At 50.2% G+C, this 245-nt stretch carries 1 protein-coding gene; it reads right to left on the reverse strand.

The window, feature by feature from the left end; translation table 11 throughout:
• Positions 1-229: AI-2E family transporter (locus SB772_RS44425; protein ID WP_410839079.1), on the reverse strand; the 229-nt coding region annotated here is incomplete at its 3' end.
• Between the last annotated feature and the right edge of the window lie 16 nt (positions 230-245).

The raw sequence follows: 245 nt of genomic DNA on the forward strand, positions 1-245 counted from the left end.
GACTCAATAGCCAAATCGACACACCGCCCCAAACGAATGGTGTGCCAAAGGGAATCAAGGCAATAATAAACGTGACAATGGTCAATAAAATAGGGCTTGGTGCACCAGCGAAGTAATAGCCGATACCAGCCAATAAAGCCTGAGCCAATGCCGTCAGCCCGATACCGTATACCACGGCACGCGTAGTTGTACCCACAGAATCGATGTAGCCGTCGATGCGATTGCCCATAATGTTACGCAGCGCT

This window comes from Paraburkholderia sp. SIMBA_030, assembly GCF_046535245.1.
Taxonomy (GTDB): domain Bacteria; phylum Pseudomonadota; class Gammaproteobacteria; order Burkholderiales; family Burkholderiaceae; genus Paraburkholderia.